Source organism: Streptomyces sp. NBC_01197 (genome assembly GCF_036010505.1).
Classification (GTDB): Bacteria; Actinomycetota; Actinomycetes; order Streptomycetales; family Streptomycetaceae; genus Streptomyces.
Genome location: NZ_CP108569.1, coordinates 6,892,938 through 6,911,055 on the forward strand (window position 1 = coordinate 6,892,938; position 18,118 = coordinate 6,911,055).

Consider the following 18,118-nt stretch of genomic DNA (forward strand, 5'->3'; position numbering starts at 1 on the left):
TACCGGCCATGGCGGGAAACTCTGAATGGTGGTTCACTTCTTTCATGGCCTACCGCAAGACCAGCGCCGAAATCGATCGGCTCGCAGCCGCCAGAGAGCACCTCGTCGCGTGTGCCACCTCGGTGGTCACGGAAGTGGGCTGGTCACAGGCGTCGGTGACCGCTGTCGCCGATGCGGCGGGCATCGCGGCCGGTTCGGTGTACCAGCACTTCCCGTCCAAGGGGGCGCTGGCCGTCGAGGTGTTCCGACGCGCCGCAGGGCGCGAAGTCGACGTCCTGGGCGAGGTGCTCCAGGGGCCAGGAACGCCCGCCGAGCGGCTCAGCCGGGGTGTCGGGGTCTTCGCCCGCCGCGCCCTGGAGAACCGCGGACTGGCATACGCACTGCTCGCCGCCCCGGCCGAACCGGCGGTCGGTGCCGAGCGCCTCGACTTCCGGCGCCGCTACCGGGCGCTGTTCGCCGAAGTCGTCCACGAAGGCATCGCGAACGGCCTGCTGCCCGCGCAGAACGGCGAGATCACCGCGGCCGCGCTCACCGGGGCGATCGGCGAGGTACTCGTCGACCCGCTCGGCGACCACGACGAGAGGGCCACCGAGGAACTCCTCGCCGAACTCACCGCCATGGCGTTGCGCTGCGCGGGCATCCCGGCCGACGCACAGCAGCCCTGACCCGTTCCGTGTACGCCCGCACCCGGAGGAAACCCGTGTCGACGACCGCCGCCCCCCGCAGCCGCCCCACCGCCCCGACCCACGAGGTGACCAATCAGCCCCCGCCGCTGACCGGCCACGACGCCGCCCAGGACGCCGTACTGCTGGAGAGCATGTGCCGTGAGGGCGCGTCATGGCACACCGCGGACCTCCATGACCTCGGCCGCCTCGTCGCGGGCGAGGAAACTCAGGTCTGGGCCGACCAGGCCAATCGCCACGAACCCGTGCTGCACACGCACGACCGCTACGGTCACCGCATCGACGAGGTGGAGTTCCATCCCGCCTACCACCACCTGATGGACGCCTCCGTGAGCGCGGGGCTGGCCGGCGCTGCCTGGGCCGACGAGCGCCCGGGCGCCCATGTGGCCCGCGCCGCGGGGTTCATGCTGATGTCGATGGTGGAGCCGGGGCACCTGTGCCCGGTCTCCATGACGTACGCCGTGGTCCCCGCGCTGCGCCACTCTCCCGGCCTCTCCGCCACATACGAGCCCCTGCTCACCAGCCGCGTCTACGATCCGGGCCTGCGGGCCCCCGCCGGCAAGCGAGGACTGCTCGCCGGGATGGGCATGACGGAGAAGCAGGGCGGCACCGACGTGCGCGCCAACACCACATCGGCCACCGAAGAGCCCGACGGGACCTGGCGGTTGCGCGGTCACAAGTGGTTCACCAGCGCGCCGATGAACGACCTGTTCCTCGTGCTCGCGCAGGCACCCGGCGGGCTCTCCTGCTTTCTCGTGCCGCGCGTGCTGCCGGACGGCAGCCGTAACACCTTCCGCATCCAGCGGCTCAAGGACAAACTCGGCAACCGTGCCAACGCCAGCAGCGAGCCCGAGTTCGACGACACGGTCGCCTGGCTCGTCGGCCCCGAGGGCAAGGGCGTACGCACCATCATCGACATGGTGACCTCGACGCGCCTCGACTGCGTACTCGGATCCGCAGCGGGCACCCGCGCCGCGCTCGCGCAGGCCGTCCACCATGTGCGCCACCGCGCGGTGTTCGGCGCGAAACTGATCGACCAGCCCCTGATGCGCAATGTGATCGGCGACCTCGCGGTGGAGTCCGAGGCCGCCACCACACTCGCCCTGCGCCTCGCCGGGGCCGCCGACCGGGCCCAGCGCGGCGACGCCCGGGAACGTGCGTTCCTGCGACTCGCCACGGCCGTCGGCAAGTACTGGGTGTGCAAACGGCAGCCCGCCGCAGTCGCCGAGGCGCTGGAATGCCTCGGCGGCAACGGATATGACGAGGCGTCCGGTATGCCCCGCCTCTACCGCGAGGCCCCGCTCAACGGCATCTGGGAGGGCTCCGGCAACGTCAACGCCCTTGACATGCTGCGGGCGCTGGCGCGGGAGGCCGAGTCGGTCGACGCCTTCCGTACCGAGATCGAGGCGGCATCGGGCGCCGACCGGCGCCTGGACGCCGCCTGGCAGGAGCTGCGCGGCGAACTCGTCCTCACCGAGGACGCCCCGCTGCGGGCCCGCCGTCTCATCGAACGCGCGGCGCTCGTGCTCCAGGGATCGCTCCTCGTCCGTCACGCGCCGCCCGCCGTCGCCGACGCCTTCTGTGCGTCCCGGCTGGCCGGGGACCGGGGGCTGGCGTTCGGAACCCTCCCGCCGGGCACGGACTTCGCGGGTGTGCTGGAGCGTCTCCCCGTCTGACGGCGGGTGCCGCGAGGTGTGCCCCAGGTATCAACCGCCGGCCGGTTCAAGCGAGTTACCCGTTGGGGTGAACGCAACGGGTCAAACCTCCGCGGGCAGGGATGCCGAAGCCGGATGAGGGCGTGCGGAGTCTCTCCGGCCACGCTCGTTGCTCCCGGTGCCCTCTGTGGCCGAGCACGACAGATCGCTACTTTCGGTGGTGAGTTGACTGCACACGGAGACGATTCACGTCGGTGGTGCGACAGCGGAACCGGAGGAGAAGCATGAAGCTGTACCAGAAGTGGGCTGCCGGAGTGGGGGCTCTCGCGATCAGTGCGGGACTCGTGTCGAGCACGGCCGCCACGGCGGCAGCCGACGACGCCGCGAGCCCCACGCCCCGGTCGATCGTCGCCCAGCAGTTCACCCTCAGACTCGCCGACGACCCTGGTCAGGTCGCCAACGTACGCGGGGCAGCCACGGAAAACGGTGCCCATGTCATCCAGTACCCCTGGTCCGGCAAGGCCAACGAACGCTGGGAAGCGGACTCCGCCCTCGGCGGCTACTACCGGTTCAAGTCCGTCAGCAGCGACAAGTGCCTCAACGTCAGGGGCGGCGGGAGCGAAAACGGCGCCCAGGTCATCCAGTACACCTGCGGAAACAGCGACAACGAACTGTGGAAGTTCGTACCCAAGGGCATCGGCTACCAAATCGTCGTCAAGTCCAGCGGCAAGTGCCTGAACGTCCAGGGCGGCCCCGGCACCGGAAACAACTTGATCCAGTACGAGTGCACCCCGCGGGGAGCGGTCAACGACGTCTGGCTGCCGGTCTGGGAACCCCACAACATCTGACCGCACGCGGAGGGGAGCCGCCAGTACGGTGCACCCTCGTTCAGTACCGCTCGCGCCGCCTCCTGCGGCGGCGACGGTTGTAGACAAGCAGGGCCCCGGCGAGGAGGCCGATCACGAACATGATCAGCAGCGCCGCGTACAGGGGCATGGTGACGACGGGAACCAGCAGCCGGATCTTCACCTCCCGGGTGTTCTCGGCGATGAGGACGATCGCGACCGCGGTCAGCAGCAGGGCGAGGATGCGCGAAGGCGTCAGGGCCTGGCGCCAGCGTGAACCACGGCTGGTCGCGGCGCCCGGTGTGTCTGGAGCCTGTTGTCCGCTCATCTCTCCAGAATCGGCCCCCGGATTACGGGATGCCGCTTCGGGCTGCGCCATCCGGGTGCGGGCGCACTGTGCCCGCCTCGGGGCCGTGGCGCCGCTGAATTCTGTACGCCACGCCAGGCGCCGGTCCTGGCTCCCCCGATGGGCTACCCCCGCTCGTGACACCTCGCTCGCGAGGTGAGGGTGGGCAGCACCGGGCGTACCAGGTGTGCGGCCCGCCGTGTCCACGCCCTGCCAGGGAGGCCGTTGTTGTCCACCTCCGAAGCAAAGCCGGGCCGACCGGGCACCGCCGAGTCGATCCGGGCGGTGCGGAAGCGCTGTCCCATCCGTGACCCGCAGGACCCGGACGAGGCGAGGTACGGCTTCACGGGTCCGTTCCGCCCGGCCCGGCACGGCATGCCGGGCCGGGCCTGACCGCCCCCGGGCCCGTGTCGCACCCCGGCACGCTGGTCCTGATCACGGCCGCCGCAGTGCTCGCTCAGCTGCTGGCGAACGCTGCGGCGCGACGCCTCGCCGTCCCGCTCGTCATTTTCGAGATCGCGCTCGGCATCGTCATCGGCCCGAACGCCCTTGACTGGGCACATTCGGACCAGGCCATCGACACCCTGTCAAATCTGGGGCTGTCCATGCTGATCTTCCTCGCCGGCTACGAGATCGACTTCGCGGCGGTGCGAGGCAGGACGCTGCGCCGGGCTGCCGGAGCCTGGCTGGCCTCTCTCGCCGTCGCCATCGCGGTGGCTTTCCTGCTCAGCGGTGACGACGTGTTCAAGGCGTTCGTGATCGGCACGTCGCTGACCAGCACCGCTCTGGGCACAGTCCTGCCGATGCTCAAGGACGAGGGGGACCTGCACGGGCGCTTCGGTACGGTGGTGACGGCGTTCGGTGCGGTAGGCGAGTTCGGTCCGGTCGTCGCCACCGCTCTGTTGCTGAGCGGCCGTAAACCCGGGGTGTCGGCCGCCCTTCTGGTCGTCTTCGCGGCTGTCACGGCTGCGGCCATCGTCTGGGCGCTGCGACCCAGGCGCCCCTGGTTCTCCCACCTGATCGACAAGACCCTGCACAACAGTGCCCAGTTCGCTGTCCGCTTCGTCATGTTCCTGCTGGCCGGGATGCTGGGCCTCGCGTCGGCATTCGGACTCGACGTCCTGCTGGGCGCGTTCGCGGCGGGCATCCTGGCCCGCCTGGTGCTGCAGGGCGCCGCCCCCGACAGCAGCGCCGAGATCCTGGGCAAGGTGGAGGCCATGGGCTTCGGATTCCTCGTGCCGCTCTTCTACGTGGTGACCGGCATCAACTTCGACCTCCACGCCCTGCTCCACGACGGCCGCTCGCTGACACTGATGCCGGTCTTCCTGCTCCTGTTCCTCCTCCTGCGGGGAGGGCCCGTATCCCTGCTCGCACCCCGCGACCTGGACCGCGGCGACAGGGGCGCGCTCACCCTGTTCGCGGCGACCTGCCTGCCGCTGGTGGTCGCCATCACCACCATCGGCGTCAGCCAGAAGATCGTGGACTCGGCCGTGGCGGCGGCTCTGGTCGGCGCCGCGATGGTCTCCGTGCTGGTATTCCCGCTGCTGGCCAGGCGCATTCGCGCCGCCCGCGACGGAGCACAGCCGGGCCCCCGGGCTGCCGAAAAGTCGGAGGCGTGGTAACGATGGTGCCGACAGCAGAAGTTGACGTGGGTTGGGTCTAGTTCAGTCTGGTCTCAGGGGGTTGGTGTTTGTGATGCCTTCGCCGATGACGCTTTCGATGTGGTGACCGCCAACTTCGTGCTGGACCACGTCGGTTGGCCGCAGCGCGCGCTGGTCGAGTTGGGCCGGGTGAGCCGGCCTGGTGGCCGGATCGCGGTGACGGTGTGGTCGGTGCCGACCGGGGCCGGGCAGGCCCTGCTGGGGCGAGCGATGGAGGCCGCCGGTGTGGAGCGGCCTGTCCACCGGCCGGTCCTGGCGCCCGAGACCGATTTTGCGCGCACTGAGCAGGGGCTTGTGGACTTGCTGCTGGCCGCCGGCCTCTCCGGGCCCACTTGCCGGACCATCGCCTGGAATCACCGGGCATCTGCCCAGGAGTGGTGGCATGGCGCGGCGGCGGGTGTCGGCTTCACCGCATCGCCGCCCAGCCGCCTGGCACCAGAGCGGAGATCAAGCGGCATTTCGATCTGCTCAGCGCGGAGTTCGCCGGTCCGGACGGAAGGCTCGCACTGCCGCACAGGGCACTGCTCGCCACCGGAACAGCCCAAGCAGCCGATCCCCGCTGACAAAACAAGGTCAGACCGCCGATAATTTAATCGGTTCCCTTTCCGGTTCTCTTTCTGGTTTCCCCCATGCCTGCCAAATTGCCGCTGAGAACGGCTTATTGAGTGGCCTTCTCGGACTGGACCGGCGTGCTGCCGCAACGTTCCGAACCAGCCCTGTATCTCTTTGCCGTTACGTGAGGCGACGGAAGGCTGGTAAAAGATGGTCGGGCGAAGAGAATTCCTCATGGCTGGAGCTGCGGGCAGTGCGGCCATGCTTCCTTGGGGTGTCAGGGGAGCACAGGCGTACGCGTCGACTGGCGAAGGGACAGGGGCCGCGGACAGTGCCGTGCCGAAGACCCCTCCGCTGAAGAAGTACGTCGACCCGCTGCCCATCCCCTTGACTGCCATCCCGGATCCTTCTGTCTATCCGGGCGCCGACTACTACGAGATCACGATGCGGCAGGGCTCGTGGCGCTTCCACCGGGATCTCGGACCGGCGAAGGTGTGGGGTTACTGGGCCAGGAACCCGCATGCTCCCCACAAGTCGATCGGTATGGGCTATCTCGGTCCGACCATCAACGTGATCAAGGACCATCCGACGATCGTCAAGTCCCGCAACGAGCTGCCGACCACCCACATGTTCCAGTCCGTGGTCGACGCCATTCGCAGCGGAAACCCCCAGCTCGCCCCGATCCCTCCGGCTCCCTACAAGACCGTCCTGCCCTTCCCTCCGAACGTCAACGTGTGGAACGTCGTGCACAAACACGGCGGTTACACGGCCCCCCAGTCCGACGGAATGCCGAAGCAGTCGTTCAGCCCGGACGGCATTCATGCCGAGTCCTACTCCACTCTGGACCCGGGCCGGGTAAAACCCAACGAGGCGATCTTCGGCTACACCAACCATGAGCGTGCGTCCACGCTCTGGTATCACGATCACGGCATGGGGCTGACAAGCGTCAACTGCTATGCGGGCCTTGCCGGTCTCTACCTCGTCCATGACCCCGCCGACGAGCGGCTCGGGCTGCCGCGAGGCGAATTCGAGGTTCCCCTCATCCTGCAGGACCGGACGTTCTACCGGGACGGCTCGCTCGCCTACACCATGATGGCGCAGGAAGGCGAGGACACCCCGGTCGTCAACGGGAAGGCGTACCCCTTCCTGGCCGTCGAGCCGCGACGCTACCGGCTGCGCATCCTCAACGCTTCGAACGAGCGCTTCTGGCGGCTGAGGTTCACCGTTCCCGCAGACGTACTGCCCCAGCCCACACTGCCGTTCTGGCTGATCGGTACCGACGGCGGCTTCCGTGCTCCGCTGCACATGCTGGACTTCCTGATCGCATCAGGCGAGCGGTACGACCTGATCGTCGACTTCAGCAAGCTGCCCATGGGCACGAACGTCACCCTGACGAACTACAACGCGCCCGTCCACTACCCGACCGGCGTCGGACCGGAAATCTCGGAAGTCATGCAGTTCCAGGTCACCAAGCCCTTGTCCCGCGCGGACAGGACGACGCTGCCCGGGAAACTCGAACTGCCGCCGGTCGAGCCCATCGAGCCCGAACCGGACACCCCGCGGCGGGAATGGGTGGTGTACCAGCACAAGCTGTTCACCACCATGACATTCAACGCGGTGCCGTTCTATGCGCCGTCCCAGGACTTCATCAAGGCGGGCTCGACCGAGATCTGGGAGTACATCAATCCCAACCACGACGCCCACCCGATGCATGTCCACCTCGTCAACTTCCAGGTGTTGAACAGGCAGCCACTCGACGCGGCCGGATACCAGGAGGATTACGAGAAGTGGCTTGACGGCGGCCGCAAACCGGAGGACAGGCCGGTGTTGGCGAACTATCTGACCGGCCCACCGATTCCGCCGGACCCGGATGAAGCGCAGTCCCACAAGGACACGGTCAAAGTCTATTCCGAGATGGTGACCAGAATCATCATTCAGGGATTCGATCCACCGACGGACTCGCTCGCGGGTATCCCCGGTAGCGGCACCGAGTTCCCGGCGACGTACATCCATCACTGTCACATTTTCGAACACGAAGATGACGACCTGATGCGCCCCTGGACCATCGTCAAGGCGGACGACTGACGGAAAGGGCACAACGGAGCTCCGGCCGGCCTCGTGCGACCGTTCCAGAAGGTTGACGTCGTCAAGGCCGGGGCTCCGGCGCTGCTTTCTGGGGCGCGGGGCGGGCTCATAGAAGCGGAAGAAGAGCCTCAAGTGCAGGATTGTCGTTGTTTTTACGCCATACGTAGTCGAGCTCGACGGGCTGGGGCTGGTCGGGCAGGTGCAGCAGCCGGTAGACGACACCCTGGTGCTGCATGGTCCTCGCGGCTTCGGGGACCAGGGCGATGCCCCAGCCGGTGTTGACCAGGGCGAGGATGTTGTGGACCTGGCTGAGGTACTGGGTGAACACCGGCCGTACCCCTGCGGCGCGGAACGTGGTGAGCAGCAGTTCGTGAAAGTAGCGGGCCTCGATGGGGGAGTACATCAAGAAGTCCTGACCGTCGAAGTCCGCCAGTTCGATGGGCCCGTCGACGGCTGCCAGCGGGTGGGCGGCGGGCAGCGCGGCCACCAGGCCCTCCTTGACGGCGGTGCGTGCGGTCAGGTCGTTGCCCACTGCTGACGGGCGGATCAGACCGAGGTCGAGAGAGCCCTCGCCGAGAGCCTCCAACTGGTCGCGGGTGACCAGCTCGTGGAGCAGTATCTCCACCCCTGGCAGCGAACTGCGGGCGATGTCGAGGAGCTCACCGAGCGCGGAGTAGGCACTGGCGGCGGTGAAGCCGACGGCGATCGCGCCGGACTCTCCGGTCGGCACCCGGCGCACGGCGAGGGTGGCGCGCTCGGCCTGGCGCACGATGCGGCGCGCCTCCGAGAGGAAGGCCCGGCCTGCGGGCGTCAGCCGCACTCTGCGGTTGGTGCGGTCCAGCAGCCTCACACCCAGGTCGTTCTCCAGCAGCTGGATCTGCCGGCTCAGCGGCGGCTGGGTCATACGCAGTCGCTCCGCGGCCCGGGTGAAGTGCAGCTCCTCCGCCACGGCCACGAAACACGACAGCTGAGTCAACGTGAACAATGATGCCCTCCTTGAATGGTCACATCCAAAACTTATGTTGGACGTGGATCAATCGCGACCGTAGCGTTCGGATCTGCGGTCGGACACCGCCTTCCCGCTCCTGGGCCGTGCGGCCCTGTCCTCCACGCCCGCACCATCCCGACCGGACCGACCCAGGGACACGAAGTGGCGACCACGACGAACACGACAACTCACGCCGCACACGCCGCACTCGCCGTGCCCTCCGCGGGCGAAGCCACCCTCGACCGCATCGCCTGGCTACGTCTTTCTTCGGTGACCCTGCCGCTGGCCACGCCGATCAGTGACGCGAAGGTTCTGACCGGCCGCCAGAAGCCGATGACGGAGGTCGCCTTCCTCTTCGTGGAGATCGTCACCGAGCAGGGGCACGAGGGCATCGGCTTCAGCTACTCCAAGCGGGCAGGCGGCCCCGGCCAGTTCGCCCACGCCCGGGAGATCGCCGACGTCCTGATCGGGGAGGACCCCAGCGACATCGGCAAGATCTGGACCAAGCTCCTGTGGGCCGGAGCGTCAGTGGGCCGCAGCGGACTGGCCACCCAGGCGATCGCCGCCTTCGACGTCGCGCTGTGGGACCTCAAGGCCAAGCGGGCCGGTCTGCCGCTGGCCAAGCTGCTCGGCGCCCACCGCGACTCCGTGCGCTGTTACAACACCTCCGGCGGCTTCCTGCACACGCCGACAGCACAGGTTCTGGAAAACGCCACCTCATCTCTGGACGGCGGCATCGGCGGCATCAAGATCAAGGTCGGCCACCCCGACGGCAGATACGACCTGGCCCGTCTGACTGCGGTGCGCGAGCACATCGGCGACGACGTGCCGCTCATGGTCGACGCCAACCAGCAGTGGGACCGGCCCACCGCACAGCGCATGGGCCGCGCCATGGAAGAGTTCAACCTGGTCTGGATCGAGGAGCCCCTCGACGCGTACGACGCGCAGGGCCACGCCGCGCTCGCCGCCTCCCTGGACACCCCCGTCGCCACCGGCGAGATGCTGGCCAGCGTCGCTGAGCATGTCGAGCTGATCCGGCACAACGCCGCCGACGTCATCCAGCCCGATGCCCCCCGCATCGGGGGTATCACCCAGTTCCTCAAGCTCGCCGCTCTCACTGAGCACCACCAGTTGCAGCTCGCACCGCACTTCGCGATGGAGATCCATCTCCACCTTGCCGCCGCCTATCCGATCGAACCCTGGGTGGAGCACTTCGACTGGCTGGAGCCGCTGTTCAACGAGCGCCTGGAGATCCGGGACGGACGCATGTACGTCTCCGCCCGCCCCGGCCTCGGCTTCACGCTCAGCGATCAGGCCCGAGCCTGGACGGTCGACGATCACGAGGCCGGCGCCCGCCCCTGCGCCTGACCTTCATGGCCACCCCGCTCCGCCCCTCCCTCAACCCGCCGCAGCGCCGCCAACCTGCCGATAACCGCAGAGAGTAAGAGGAGGTCGACAGAGCGTTCGCCACGTCTGCTCCGGGGTGGCTGCGAGGCGCCGCGACTGTGAGCCTGCCCATAGGACCTACGTCATGTACGAGGCATGGCAGTAGGGGATGCGCGGAGGGTGGCTGACCGGGCACCGGGGTCGTCGACGCCGCTCCGGGCCCGCACTACGTACACAGGTAGTAAGGGGCCTCGTTGCCCCCGCCTTCCAGCGGCGCTAACCATGGTCCGAGTCCCGGGGAGCTGAGTGCCGGACCGGTCGGGCCCCGCCCGCCACCGCTGCTCCGGCCCACGACACGTAGCTCCGCTGCCGCGGTCCCCGCGACCACCCACAAGTACGGCTCCATCGACAACGTCGACTCCGCCTACTGAGCACCCGCACACAGCGGACAGAGCACGCAGGACAGCAAGCCGAAGGACTGATAGCTGATGGCGTACGAGAGTGGGAACGCGATACCCGGGCCGGCCGGTGACGGGCCGCCCGGGCGGCGGCGTCCGCGTCGCAGGGCGCTGCGGATCACCGCCTGGGCCGCCCTCGGCGTACTGGCGGTGGGAGGCGGAGGCGCGGCGTACCTCTGGTCGCACCTCAACGGCAACGTCAAGGGCGTCGACATCAACGCGGCCCTCGGACACGACCGGCCCAGCGACGCGCACAACGGCGCGATGAACATTCTCCTCCTCGGGTCCGACTCGCGGGCGGGGACGCACGGCGAGTACGGGAAGGGCATCAGCGGCGCCCGGTCCGACACGACGATGGTTCTCCACGTGGACAAGACTCACAAGAAGGCGAGCGTCGTCAGTATTCCGCGGGACACGATGGTGGACCGCCCCGCGTGCCCGAAGCCGCACGGCGGCACCGTGCCCGGCGCGCACCAGGCGATGTTCAACGAGTCCTATGAGGTGGGTGGCCCCGGTTGCACCGTGAAGACGGTCGAGAAGATGTCCGGTGTCCGCATGGACCACTACGTCGAAGTCGACTTCAACGGTTTCAAGAAGCTCATCGACCAGCTCGGCGGTGTGAACATCACGACCAGCCAGGCGATCGACGACAGCGACAGCCATCTCAACCTGTCCGCCGGCAAGCACACGCTCAAGGGCGAGCAGGCCCTCAGCCTGGTACGGACCCGGCACGGTGTGGGCGACGGCAGTGACCTCGGCCGTATCCAGCTCCAGCAGGCGTTCATCAAGGCCCTGACCGAAAAGGTCGACAACATCGGCCTGCTCGGCAACCCGGCCAAGCTCTACGACCTCGCCGACACCGCGACCCGGACCGTCAGCGCCGACTCCGGGCTGGCGTCCGCGAACAAGCTGCTGGGTCTGGCGAAGGACCTCAAGGGCATCAGCCCGAAGAACATGAACATGGTCACGATGCCGGTGACTTACGACCGTCAGGCCCCGGACCGGGTCCTGCCTCTCACCAAGGCATCCCAGCAGGTCTGGAAGGCGCTGCGGGACGACAAGCCGATACCGAAGTCCGCCGTGCAGAACTCGGTGGGCGACAAGGGCAAGTCACCGGTCACCGCGAGCGCTTGACGTCGCGCCGCCCCCGGCGCTTGTCCATAACAACTCGTCGTTCCCACCTCTCCGCCCTCGACTCATGAGGCGGAGAGTGCCGGGCCGTCGGAGCCGCTGGGCTCCGGCGGCCCGTTCGCGCTGTGCACGAGGCGTCGGCTGGAGGTCATGAGGGCCGCCGGGCGGTCGGCGCGCCTCCGGTGCGACGGGGGAACGTCACTCCACCGCGGAAACCAGGCTGAGTACGGGCGCGGCCTGGTCCGTGAGCTGGTGCAGTTGGTTCAGTTCGTTCAGGTGGTTCACACCGGCCAGCTGGTCTTTCACCTTCGGCAGCCGGGCCGCGTACGGCGCGGGGATGCCGCTCGTGGCGACGGCATCGAGCTCGCCGATGGGATTCAGCTTCGAGCCGGCCCGGCCGGCGGCGTCAGCGGCATGCGCTGACGACATGGCAAGGCACGGGAGAGCGGCAGCGAGAGCGAGACATGCGGCGATTCGTCGCGTTGTGGTCATACATGTGCAAACGCTCTGAAGAGCCGATGGACACGGCGGATACCGGCTCCTGGTGGACTGCGCTCGTCTCTGATGCATCTGAATCTATAAATCAGATGACCTGCAACGGAAACATCTGTTGGACAGAATTTCCGGCACGGCCGAGGATTTCCCGTGCGGTAGCACAGTCAACGCGACACAGGGATGAACTACCGCCTGAGTGGAGGCTGAAGTGCCAAGTGAAGAGACCGAAGTAGTCGTCGTCGGGGCCGGCCAGGCGGGCGTGGCGATGAGCGAGCACCTGGGAGCCTGCGGCATACCGCACATCGTCCTGGAGCGGAACCGTATCGCCGAGCGGTGGCGCTCGGAGCGTTGGGACTCCCTGGTCGCGAACGGGCCTGCGTGGCACGACCGGTTCCCGGGGCTGGAGTTCGCCGATGTCGACCCCGATGCCTTCGCCTCGAAGGACCAAGTCGCGGACTACTTCACTGCGTACGCCGAGAAGATCGGTGCCCCCGTCCGTTGCGGTGTCGAGGTGAACTCGGTGCGCAAGCACACCGGCCGGCCCGGCTTCCGGGTCGAGACGTCGGAGGGCTCCGTCGGCGCACGCTTCGTCGTGGCTGCGACCGGACCGTTCCAGCGGCCCGTGATCCCGCCCATCGTCCCGGACGGCACCGTCCCCGTACAGATCCATTCCAGCGGGTACCGCAATCCGGAGCAGCTGCCCGATGGCGCGGTTCTCGTGGTCGGGGCCGGCTCATCGGGGGTGCAGATCGCCGACGAGCTGCGCCAGGCGGGCCGCCGGGTCTTCCTCTCCGTCGGGCCTCACGACCGTCCGCCCCGCGAGTACCGCGGACGTGACTTCTGCTGGTGGCTCGGTGTGCTCGGGCTCTGGGACGCGGAGACGCCTCCCCAGGGCGCCGAACATGTCACCATCGCGGTCAGCGGTGCCCGGGGCGGCCACACCGTGGACTTCCGTGCCCTGGCCGGCACCGGCATCGAGCTCGTCGGCCTGACCGCGTCCTGTGACGACGGCGTACTGCGCTTCGCGCCGGATCTCGCCACGAACATAGCCGTCGGCGACGCCAAGTACCTCGCGCTTCTTCAGGCGGCCGACGCGTACGTCGAGCGCAACGGGCTCGACCTTCCCGAGGAGCCGGAGGCCCATGTCCTGGGCCCGGACCCGGAATGCGTGACCGACCCGCTCCTGGAGCTCCGCCTGGCCGAGGCCGGTGTCACCTCGATCGTGTGGGCGACGGGCTTCGCCACCGACTACAGCTGGCTCGATGTCGACGCTTTCGACGAGAACGGCCGGCCGGACCAGCGACGAGGAGTGTCCTCCGAACCCGGCGTCTACTTCGTGGGCCTGCCCTGGCTGTCCCGCCGCGGGTCGAGCTTCATCTGGGGCGTCTGGCACGACGCCAGGTACATCGCCGACCACATCGCGACCCAGCGGGGCTACCTCGCGTACACCACCACCGACCGGACCGGCGCCGTGCCGGCGACGCAGCAGAACTGAGGAGCAGACGATGACCTCCACGAGCGAGAGCCGCCCGGTGAGGGCCCCGATCACCGCGGGCGGCCACACCCGGATCAGGCCGTTCAACACCCGCGACACCTATCCCGAGCAGAACCTCGACAACGACCTCTGTCAGGCCGTCGTGGCCGGCAACACCGTCTACGTCCGGGGCCAGATCGGTCAGGACCTCGACACCAGCGAGTCGGTCGGTATCGGTGACGCCGGGGCCCAGGCCGAGCAGGCGATGGCCAACATCAAGATGCTGCTCGAAGAAGCGGGCAGCCGCATGGAGCATCTCGTCAAACTGACGATCTATCTGGTCGATCCGCGCTACCGCGAGGCCGTCTACCGCACGGTGGGCCGCTGGACCAAGGGTGTGCACCCGATCTCCACCGGCCTGGTGGTGTCCGCACTGGCCCGTGCCGAGTGGCTGTGCGAGATCGACGCCGTCGCGGTGATCCCGGAGGGGGAGCGGTCATGACCTTCTCCCTGGTGGCCCGTGACGGCGAGCGGTTCGGTATCGCCGTCAGCTCGTCGAGCCCAGCGGTCGCGGCGCGTGTCGCCCATCTGAAACCCGGCGTCGGTGCGGCGGCTTCGCAGAACGTCACCGACCCCACCCTCGGCACGAGCCTGCTGACCGGGCTCGCGGAACACGGCGACGCGCGGCGCGCCCTGACCGACGTCACGGGTGCGGCGCGGAACGCGAAGACCATCGGCTACCGGCAGTTGACGGTGCTCGGCCGGTCGGGCCCCGGGTTCGCGTACAGCGGCTCGGGGACGCTGGGCACGTACGCGTCGGCCACCGCGGACGGTGCGGTCGCGGCGGGCAACATGCTGTCCGGCGAGCACATCCCGCAGGTACTCATCGACGCGTACGCGGCGGCCACCGGCGAGCTGGAAGAGCGTCTGATCGCGGGTCTGCGTGCGGCGGTCGCGGCCGGCGGGGAAGAGGGGCCGGTGCACTCAGCGGGGCTGGCCGTCGTCACGGACGTGGACTGGCGGGTGACCGACCTGCGCGTGGACTGGGCCGACGACCCCGTCGACCGGCTCGCCGATCTCCTCGACGTCTGGCTGCCGCAGCGCGACGATTACGTGCGGCGCGGACTCGACCCGCAGGCCGCGCCCTCGTACGGCGTCCTGGGCGACCTGTGATGGGCGCGCCGAAGGCGGCCGCCCGGCGCGAGGTCGACCGTCACGCCGACGAGCTGATCGGTCTCTCCGAGCGGCTGCACGCCGACCCGGAGACGGCCTGGGAGGAGCACCGGGCCGCCGCCGCGGTGCCGGAGCTGCTGGACCGCGCCGGGTTCGAGATCACCTCGTCCTACCTGGGCCTGGAGACGGCGTTCCTGGCACGGTTCGGCAGCGGGCCCACCCGGATCGCGCTGTGCGCCGAGTACGACGCGCTCCCCGGGCTCGGCCACGCGTGCGGGCACAACCTCATCGCGGCGAGCTCCGTCGGCGCCGCGCTCGGCCTGGCCGCTGTCGCCGACGACGTCGGCCTCACCGTGGAGGTCTACGGCACCCCCGCCGAAGAAGGCGGCGGCGGCAAGATCGAGATGCTTGACCGGGGCGCCTTCGCCGGAGTGGACCTCGCCATGATGGTGCACCCGGCGCCGGTCGACGTCGCCGAGGCCCGCCCGTTCGCGGTCACCCACTCCAAGGTCTCCTACACCGGGAAGTCCGCCCACGCCGCGGCCTACCCCGAGGCCGGGGTCAACGCGGCCGACGCCTTCACCGTGGCCCAGGTCGCGATCGGGCTGCTGCGGCAGCAACTGCCGCCATCGGCCCGGGTGCACGGCGTGGTGACCCACGCCGGGGACGCGCCGAACGCCATCCCGGAGCGGGCCGCCGGCCGTTGGTACGTACGGGCGGAGACGCTCGCAGAACTTGCCGAGCTGGAGCCACGCGTCATGCGGGCCTTCGAAGCGGGTGCCCTCGCGACGGGCTGCGAGCTGGTGATCGAGCCGGAGAGCAAGCCGTACGCGGAGTTCCGCACGGACGAGACCGCTCTGGGGCACTACCGGGCGAACGCCCTCGCGCTGGGACGCGAGTTCGCGCCGCCCGGACAGGCGGCGCGGATGAACCGCGCATCCACCGACATGGGCAACGTGTCGCAGGTGGTGCCGGCCATCCACCCCTACATCGGCATCGGGTCGCTGCCCGCCACCAACCATCAGCACGAGTTCGCCGCGTTCTGTGTGGGCGGACAGGCCCAGCGGGCCCTGCTCGACGCGGCGACCGCGCTGGCCTGGACCGGTCTGGACCGCAGTGGCACGGCCGTGGGACCGGTGGCGTGACGGGAGCGGCCGCCGCCGCGCCGGCACCCCCGGCGTAGCGGGGACCGGACCAGTCCCGCCTCCCTGACCGGCCTGCCCGGGTTCCGACGGCTCGCGCCGACGGAACCCGCAACAGCTCAGCTTCTCCCCCATCCCCAAGGAGGCGTGTATGTCCACCCGTAACACCGGCGCCACGACGACCGAGGTCGAGGTGGCCACCGATGTGGTCGCACTGCGCAGGAACGTCGCCGCGGGAGCCATCGGCGTGTTCGTGCACTGGTTCGACTGGGCTGCCTACGCCTACCTCGCAGGCACCGTCGCGACCGTGTTCTTCCCGGCCGAGGACAAGACCAGCGGACTGCTCGCCGTGTTCGGCGTGTTCGCCGTGTCGTTCGGCATCCGGCCGATCGGCGCCATGGTCTTCGGGCCGCTCGGTGACAGGATCGGCCGCAAGCGCACCCTGTCGCTGGTCATCTTCATGATGTCCGGTGCGACCCTGACGATCGGACTGCTTCCCGGTTACGCCACGATCGGGGTCGCGGCCCCGGTGCTCCTGCTGGTCCTGCGCCTGGTACAGGGCTTCGCCGCGGGCGGCGAGTTCGGCAGCGCCGCGAGCTTCCTCGCCGAGAGCGCCCTGCGGCGCCGTCGAGGATTCGGGGTCAGCTGGCTCGAGGTCGGCTCCCTGCTGGGCTTCCTCGCCGGATCGTTCGTCTTCCTGCTGCTGTCGACGGGGCTCGACGACAGCCAGCTGTCGTCGTGGGGCTGGCGCATCCCCTTCCTCATCGCCGCGCCCCTGGGCGTCATCGGCTTCATCATCCGGAACAGGATCGAGGACACCCCCGAGTACCGGGCACTCGAAGCCAACGACACCGTCCCGCGCAGCCCCGTACGAGAACTGCTCCGCACCGAGAAGCGGCAACTGCTCCAGGCAGCGGGCCTCATGACGGCCATGCACGTGCCCTTCTACATAGTGCTGACCTACCTGGTGACGTACGAGACCGACCACCTGGGGCAGTCGTCCGGAGATGCCGCCCTGCTGTCGACGGCGATCTCGCTGCTGGGGCTGGTGTTCGTTCCGGTGTTCGGCCTGCTGTCCGACCGTGTGGGACGTAAACCGGTCTTCGTCGGAGCGACGGTGGCCCTGCTGGTCCTCGCCGTCCCCGCGTTTCTCCTGATGCGGACCGGGCTCGTCGGAACCTGGGCGGCGGGTCTCGTGCTCGGCGTGATCCTGGCGGCGATTCTCGGCACCTACGCGGTGTGGTCGGCGGAGATCTTTCCCACCCGCACCCGTCAGAGCGGCCTGTCCATCGCCTACAACATCACCGCCGCGCTCTTCGCCGGCACGGTGCCCTATCTGATGACCGTGCTGATCTCCGCGACGGGCAGCACTCTGCTGCCCGGCTTCTATCTGATGGTGTTCGCCGTGGGCGGCCTCGTCGCCGCGCTGTCCCTCCGGGAGACAGCCGGCTCCGCCATGCTGCGCCCCGGGGACGTGTCCGATCCCGCACCCGAGGATGTGGCCGTGCCGGCCACCGAGCGTCGCTAGAGTCCCGCATGACGTCACCGGTGGGCTTCACCCTCGTCCAGCTCCGTTATTTCCTCATCGCCGCCGAATGCGGTTCGATGACGGCGGCGTCGGCCGAGCTGCATATCGCGCAGTCCGCGGTGTCCGCTGCCATCCACAACCTGGAAGGCGACCTGCGGGCACAGCTGTTCATCCGCCGCCGCGGCCGAGGGCTGGTCCTGACACCCGCGGGTGAGCGGCTCCAGCACCAGGCACGTCAGCTGCTGGCCCGGGCGCGTGAGGTGGCGGGGGAGCGCGCGGCAGCGGGCAGATCCTGTCGGGGCCGGTGAGCGTCGGATGCTTCATCACGCTGGCCCCGTACTACCTGCCCGCCCTGTTCAGCGAATGCACCAGCCGGTACCCGGGGATCGAGATCGACGTCGTGGAGGCCGAGGCCGAACATCTGCTCCAGGTACTGCGCGCGTGTAGGGTCCGCGTTCTGATGTCACATGGCGAGTCCGTGAGGTGTGCGTTCCTTTGAATCCGCGCTCCGTGTCA

The 18,118-nt window shown here is 68.9% G+C and carries 18 protein-coding genes; 15 read left to right on the forward strand and 3 right to left on the reverse strand.

The window, feature by feature from the left end; all coding sequences use genetic code 11:
* Positions 1-44: 44 nt before the first annotated feature.
* The 3 genes from OG452_RS31630 to OG452_RS31640 all read left to right on the forward strand — a co-directional run bounded on the left by OG452_RS31630 (position 45) and on the right by OG452_RS31640 (position 3,186).
* A complete protein-coding gene (locus tag OG452_RS31630) occupies positions 45-665 on the forward strand; it encodes a TetR/AcrR family transcriptional regulator (protein ID WP_327298963.1) in 621 nt (206 codons plus the stop codon).
* A gap of 35 nt (positions 666-700) precedes the next feature.
* A complete protein-coding gene (locus tag OG452_RS31635) occupies positions 701-2,359 on the forward strand; it encodes an acyl-CoA dehydrogenase family protein (protein WP_327298964.1) in 1,659 nt (552 codons plus the stop codon).
* A 263-nt stretch (positions 2,360-2,622) separates the two neighbouring features.
* Positions 2,623-3,186, forward strand: coding sequence for an RICIN domain-containing protein (locus OG452_RS31640; protein ID WP_327298965.1), 564 nt, complete (start codon positions 2,623-2,625; stop codon positions 3,184-3,186).
* Between the two features lie 40 nt (positions 3,187-3,226).
* On the opposite strand, the gene OG452_RS31645 is transcribed toward OG452_RS31640, so the two are convergent.
* Entirely contained in the window at positions 3,227-3,511 is a 285-nt protein-coding gene (locus OG452_RS31645; RefSeq protein WP_327298966.1) for a LapA family protein, read from the reverse strand.
* Between the two features lie 425 nt (positions 3,512-3,936).
* Between OG452_RS31645 and OG452_RS31650 the strand changes: the two genes are divergently transcribed.
* The 3 genes from OG452_RS31650 to OG452_RS31660 all read left to right on the forward strand — a co-directional run bounded on the left by OG452_RS31650 (position 3,937) and on the right by OG452_RS31660 (position 7,827).
* Positions 3,937-5,151: a cation:proton antiporter gene (locus OG452_RS31650; protein ID WP_327298967.1), complete on the forward strand. Its 1,215-nt coding sequence runs from the start codon at positions 3,937-3,939 to the stop codon at positions 5,149-5,151.
* 21 nt (positions 5,152-5,172) lie between these two features.
* Positions 5,173-5,778, forward strand: a complete 606-nt coding sequence (locus OG452_RS31655; RefSeq protein ID WP_327298968.1) for a class I SAM-dependent methyltransferase — start codon at positions 5,173-5,175, stop codon at positions 5,776-5,778.
* Between the two features lie 300 nt (positions 5,779-6,078).
* Positions 6,079-7,827, forward strand: a complete 1,749-nt coding sequence (locus OG452_RS31660) for a multicopper oxidase family protein (protein ID WP_327298969.1) — start codon at positions 6,079-6,081, stop codon at positions 7,825-7,827.
* A gap of 106 nt (positions 7,828-7,933) precedes the next feature.
* Here the strand turns inward: OG452_RS31660 and OG452_RS31665 are convergent, their stop codons facing one another.
* Positions 7,934-8,812: a LysR substrate-binding domain-containing protein gene (locus OG452_RS31665; RefSeq protein ID WP_327298970.1), complete on the reverse strand. Its 879-nt coding sequence runs from the start codon at positions 8,810-8,812 to the stop codon at positions 7,934-7,936.
* A gap of 165 nt (positions 8,813-8,977) precedes the next feature.
* Between OG452_RS31665 and OG452_RS31670 the strand changes: the two genes are divergently transcribed.
* Together OG452_RS31670 and OG452_RS31675 are read left to right on the forward strand one after the other, a co-directional pair.
* Positions 8,978-10,183 carry an L-talarate/galactarate dehydratase gene (locus OG452_RS31670; protein WP_327298971.1) on the forward strand — a complete coding sequence of 402 codons (1,206 nt, stop codon included), beginning with the start codon at positions 8,978-8,980 and terminating at the stop codon, positions 10,181-10,183.
* A gap of 506 nt (positions 10,184-10,689) precedes the next feature.
* Positions 10,690-11,793 (forward strand): LCP family protein, encoded by a 1,104-nt coding sequence (locus OG452_RS31675; protein ID WP_327298972.1) that lies wholly within the window; start codon positions 10,690-10,692, stop codon positions 11,791-11,793.
* A 195-nt stretch (positions 11,794-11,988) separates the two neighbouring features.
* Here OG452_RS31675 and OG452_RS31680 read toward each other — a convergent pair whose 3' ends face one another.
* Positions 11,989-12,219, reverse strand: a complete 231-nt coding sequence (locus OG452_RS31680) for a hypothetical protein (protein ID WP_327298973.1) — start codon at positions 12,217-12,219, stop codon at positions 11,989-11,991.
* A gap of 274 nt (positions 12,220-12,493) precedes the next feature.
* On the opposite strand from OG452_RS31680, the gene OG452_RS31685 reads away from it, so the two are divergent.
* The 7 genes from OG452_RS31685 to OG452_RS31715 all read left to right on the forward strand — a co-directional run bounded on the left by OG452_RS31685 (position 12,494) and on the right by OG452_RS31715 (position 18,101).
* Positions 12,494-13,780: a flavin-containing monooxygenase gene (locus tag OG452_RS31685; protein WP_327298974.1), complete on the forward strand. Its 1,287-nt coding sequence runs from the start codon at positions 12,494-12,496 to the stop codon at positions 13,778-13,780.
* Between the two features lie 10 nt (positions 13,781-13,790).
* The gene (locus OG452_RS31690) at positions 13,791-14,261 is read left to right on the forward strand and encodes a RidA family protein (RefSeq protein ID WP_327298975.1); all 471 of its coding nucleotides are present in this window, start codon (positions 13,791-13,793) and stop codon (positions 14,259-14,261) included.
* Positions 14,258-14,932 carry a DUF1028 domain-containing protein gene (locus OG452_RS31695; protein ID WP_327298976.1) on the forward strand — a complete coding sequence of 225 codons (675 nt, stop codon included), beginning with the start codon at positions 14,258-14,260 and terminating at the stop codon, positions 14,930-14,932. The genes OG452_RS31690 and OG452_RS31695 overlap by 4 nt, the downstream gene beginning before the upstream one ends.
* Positions 14,932-16,077: a M20 family metallopeptidase gene (locus OG452_RS31700; protein ID WP_327298977.1), complete on the forward strand. Its 1,146-nt coding sequence runs from the start codon at positions 14,932-14,934 to the stop codon at positions 16,075-16,077. The genes OG452_RS31695 and OG452_RS31700 overlap by 1 nt, the downstream gene beginning before the upstream one ends.
* A 148-nt stretch (positions 16,078-16,225) precedes the next feature.
* A complete protein-coding gene (locus OG452_RS31705; protein WP_327298978.1) occupies positions 16,226-17,602 on the forward strand; it encodes an MFS transporter in 1,377 nt (458 codons plus the stop codon).
* Positions 17,603-17,610: 8 nt separating this feature from the next.
* The gene (locus OG452_RS31710) at positions 17,611-17,910 is read left to right on the forward strand and encodes a LysR family transcriptional regulator (RefSeq protein WP_327298979.1); all 300 of its coding nucleotides are present in this window, start codon (positions 17,611-17,613) and stop codon (positions 17,908-17,910) included.
* Entirely contained in the window at positions 17,907-18,101 is a 195-nt protein-coding gene (locus OG452_RS31715) for a LysR substrate-binding domain-containing protein (protein ID WP_327298980.1), read from the forward strand. Before OG452_RS31710 ends, OG452_RS31715 begins: the two co-directional genes overlap by 4 nt.
* Positions 18,102-18,118: the final 17 nt, after the last annotated feature.